3 protein-coding genes are annotated in these 2,067 nt (G+C 65.8%); 1 reads left to right on the plus strand and 2 read right to left on the minus strand.

All coding sequences use genetic code 11. The annotated features are described in order from the left end of the window. Positions 1 to 241, plus strand: a 241-nt coding sequence (locus ACWDU1_RS31890; protein WP_450004138.1) for a hypothetical protein, incomplete at its 5' end; no start/stop codon positions are given. Between the two features lie 132 nt (positions 242 to 373). Here the strand turns inward: ACWDU1_RS31890 and ACWDU1_RS31895 are convergent. Further along, positions 374 to 982, minus strand: coding sequence for a dihydrofolate reductase family protein (locus ACWDU1_RS31895; RefSeq protein WP_450004139.1), 609 nt, complete (start codon positions 980 to 982; stop codon positions 374 to 376). Positions 983 to 1,037: 55 nt separating this feature from the next. Then, complete coding sequence (locus ACWDU1_RS31900) at positions 1,038 to 1,391, minus strand: hypothetical protein (RefSeq protein WP_450004140.1); 354 nt, start codon at positions 1,389 to 1,391, stop codon at positions 1,038 to 1,040. Positions 1,392 to 2,067: the final 676 nt, after the last annotated feature.

Here is a 2,067-nt window from a genome sequence, read left to right on the forward strand (position 1 = left end):
CCCGGGTTGCTCTTTGGGGCAACGTTTCGCCGAGGCCCTTCAGAATCAGGAGCAGCTACGCCGTGATGTATACGTGAGTCGCGGCGAGCAGATCGTATGGGAACAGGCATTGGACCGTGCGACACTCTCGGTGGAACGGATGGAGCCGAAACCGGCGCCGACCTGGTCGGGAGCACGCCCGCCGGACGATGAGGCCAAGATATGGGAGCTGTACCCGGCCACGGGACGGTACAGCCCATGAGTGGAACGCCGCTCGAGGTGTACAGGCACGGGATGTCCGGCCCGCTTCCTCGGTGCCGACAATAAGCGCGAAGGTCCGGGACACCGACGTACCTCGGCGGGCACATCGGTTGTTCCCCAGTTCTGCGCCTGGTCAGCGGCGCACCTTGTAACGCAAGTGAGTCACCGTGGGTGAGGCGATGGTCTCGACCGGTTCCAGCTCGATCCCCTGCAGGCCGGTGAACAAGTTCTCGCCCCTGCCCAGCACCACCGGAACCAGATGCAGCACCAACTCGTCGAGCAACCCCGCGGCCAGATACTGCCTGATCGTGGCGGCGCCACCGGCGATCTCCACGTTCTTACCGCCCGCGGCGGCGCGGGCTTGTTCGAGAGCTGATTCGATCCCGTCGGTCACGAAAGTGAATGTGGTGCCGCCTTCCATCGTGAGGGGTCGACGTGGGTAGTGAGTGAGGACGAAGGCCGGGGCGTGGTATGGCGGATTGGGCCCCCACCATCCTTTCCACTCGAGGTCCCATTCGCCGCGGCCGGGCCCGAACATGTTGCGGCCCATGATGTGGGCACCGGTCTCGGCGTGGATGTCGTGCAGGATCTGTGCGTCGTTGTCGTGGCCGGGTTCGCCGGTCCGAAACATCCAGCCCGTCAGCGCGTCGGCGCCGGTGCCGAAGGGGTGATCGAGGTCTTGGCCGGGTCCGGCGGAGAAACCGTCCAGGGAAACCGCCAGATTCGCGGTAACGATACTCATTGCTTCCTTCCGGGATGCGTTGTGTTTTGCGAGGTCGGGGGCGGTCGACGGATGTCTACCACCGGTGGGCGGCGAATGGCCCTCGGATTTCGTTGTCAGGGCCGAATTCGTGTACGACCACCCCGGCATGCGCCTTCGGGGTCGCCCTCAGAAGCGTCCGGGATACCGATTCCGACAGATGCCCATGCGGTGTGATCACCGCGTCCGCGGCAGCCCGACGGCACTCGGCGAGCAGATCCACGAATGCTGGTGGAATCCCCTCGTTCCGCCGCGGTGATTCGTGGAACACTGTGCCCAGCTCGTAGCCGAGTGCGATAGCGGCAGCACCTAACAGGCATTCCGCCGCGTCGCCTTCGGCGAGCAGATCATCGCGCAGGTACCCGTACGCGAGCGGTGGTACTTCGGTCATCGCAGACGCCTTTCCATTCTCGTGTCGGTCGGGGCGGATGAATGTCAGCCCCGACCGACGGCAATCCGTTCCGTCGATCTCCGCGCAACGTGAAGGCCGGGCCTCGAACTGCCGAGCTCGGCTGTGACGATCGACCGGGGGAGCCGGCCACATGTTGCACTTCGTGGTTCGCGGCCGAATTTTGCGAAGACCCGCTGGGTCCCGGCGCGGCGAGGCCACTGACCGCCACCTGACCGATGTTCGTCGGTTAGGTGGAAGATTTGCATCGGTGACCGGCGTGCCGTTTCTAGGTATGCCGTATTCGGCATCGGATATCACCACGAGCTGTGGATCGATCTGGGGCCGAGGCGGTACCGACCAGGTGCATCGTGTCTTGCGACGCGGTGGCCCTCGACCGCGGCTCCCAACTGCTCGGGCGTAAGGCGGGAGGGGGCCAGGGGCCGCCGGTGACGGCCTCCGGCGCATACCCTGGGTCGGCGGCGTGCGCACGTAGTCGGGTGGCGAAGCCCCGGTTGGAGGCGGATGAGTTACCCGCGGCTTCCAGATCGCTCGCGCGCCGCACTGCGACTTCCACCTGCTGGTGCGCCAAAGGATGGTGGGGGCATCGACGCCACGAAACGATAGCGGCGCAGGTGGACGGCGAGTGTCCGCCGCGGTCCCACCCGACTGTTCCGGG

It is taken from the genome of Nocardia sp. NPDC003345, from assembly GCF_053589395.1.

Coding starts and splice junctions, on each gene's coding strand:
- ACWDU1_RS31895 (WP_450004139.1), bottom strand. CDS start 982: ATGAGTATCGTTACCGCGAATCTGGCGGTTTCCCTGGACGGTTTCTCC.
- ACWDU1_RS31900 (WP_450004140.1), bottom strand. CDS start 1,391: ATGACCGAAGTACCACCGCTCGCGTACGGGTACCTGCGCGATGATCTG.